Raw genomic sequence first — 1625 nt, 5'->3', positions numbered from 1 at the left:
ATCACGCCGCCGATGCAGAAGAACGCGAACGAGGTGACCAGGTACAACGTACCGATCGTCTTGTGGTCAGTGGTGGTCAGCCAGCGGACGGCGGCGAGGCCCGGGCGACGGCCCGCACGCGGAGGCGCGAGCGCCGCGGTGACAGTGTTGCTCTCCATACCCCGCCTGTGTCCGAGGCCCGGCCCGGCGTCACACTTGGGCGGAGCGACAAGGATCACCGCGTACAGGTGTGACGATCGAGGGACTGCCGGACACCTACGGAACATGAGCAACGACGAGACCTTCGCCGCTGCCTATCGCGAGCACTACTGGGCGGTCAGCCGGTACGTTGCGCGGCGACTGGACGGCCGGACGAGCGAAGTCGAGGAAGTGGTGGCGGAGGTCTTCGCCGTCGCCTGGCGGCGCCGGTCCGACCTGCCCGCGTCCCCCCTTCCCTGGCTGTACGGCGTGGCACGCAACTGCCTGTCCAACGCGGTACGCGGCTACGGACGCCGTCGGCGACTCGTCGACAAGCTCGGTCACGACGAGGCCGCGCACGGCCGGCAGATCGTGGACAGCCCCGACTCGGAGCAGCCCGGCGCCTGGGTGCACGACGCGCTGGCCCGCCTTGCCCCCGTCGATCAGGAGGTTCTGCGGCTCACCACCTGGGAGGAACTCGGCATCGACGAGGTCGCCGTGGCCCTCGGCTGCGGCAGCAGGGCGGCGGCGATGCGGCTGCACCGCGCCCGCCGCCGGCTCAGAGCCGAGATCGACAGCATGCGGACCACCGTGGCCGCCGGTCCCACGACGCCTCCCCGCGACGCCCCGAAGGAGCAGCGCCATGGCTGACGAACTCGAACTGCTGCGCCGCGCCAACCCGGTGCCGTCCGACGACCCCCGCTTCGGCGACGGCCCGCTGGGTCACGAGGCCGAGCGCCGCCTCAGCCGGCTCGTGGGACCGGCGGCCGACGAGCGCAAGGGATCAGGCCGTTTCCTGCCCGGCCGCGGAAGCCTCGGCCGGCTGCTGCGCGGCTCCCGTCGCCGCCGTACGCGTCTCGTGTGGGTCCTCGCGACGACCGCGGCCGTCGCCGTGACCTCCCTCGCGCTCCTCCTCGCGGGCCCGAGCACCACCCCCGCCGTGGCCGCGCCGCGCCCGCTGGTGGTCCGGGCCGACTCCACCCCCGTACCGCTGGACCGGCTGGCCGAGCGTGCCCGCGGGGCAGCCGCGACCGGTTCGCCTGGTCTGCGCAAGGGCACGCATGTGCAGTCGTGGAGCATGGGCATGTCGGAGGACAAGCCTCCGATCACGCTCCCCGTGGAGCGGATCGTGCGCTGGAACGCGGACGACAGCCACACGGAACTGGTAGTCGCGACCGACCCGCGTCACCCGGGCCGGCCGGTCCTGTCCGACGCGGACGGTGATCCGGGCCTCGTCGACGACGGCCATGTCATCAGCGAGCAGACCTTCCCGCCGAGTTGGAGCGACGCCCCGCCCGAGTCGCCGCCCCCGCACGACGCCGAGCGGCTGCGCGCCTATCTGCAGGAGGCGCAGCACACCGACACCCCGCTGACCACGCGCGAACTGCTGGACGCCACAGGGCTGTTGCTCGACACCTGGACCCTCGGCCCCCGTGAGGACGCGGCAC

The 1625-nt window shown here is 72.9% G+C and carries 2 protein-coding genes; both read left to right on the top strand.

Annotated features, from left to right (window positions below):
* Window positions 1-264: 264 nt before the first annotated feature.
* Window positions 265-828, top strand: a complete 564-nt coding sequence (locus tag O3Q52_RS52880) for an RNA polymerase sigma factor (RefSeq protein WP_269655517.1) — start codon at window positions 265-267, stop codon at window positions 826-828.
* Window positions 821-1625: hypothetical protein (locus O3Q52_RS52875; RefSeq protein ID WP_269655516.1), on the top strand; the 805-nt coding region annotated here is incomplete at its 3' end. The genes O3Q52_RS52880 and O3Q52_RS52875, both read left to right, overlap by 8 nt.

Source organism: Streptomyces sp. ActVer (assembly GCF_027270795.1).
GTDB lineage: Bacteria > Actinomycetota > Actinomycetes > Streptomycetales > Streptomycetaceae > Streptomyces > Streptomyces umbrinus_A.
The sequence above is the reverse complement of the archived record's forward strand: the minus strand, read 5'-3'. Positions and strand labels throughout refer to the sequence as shown.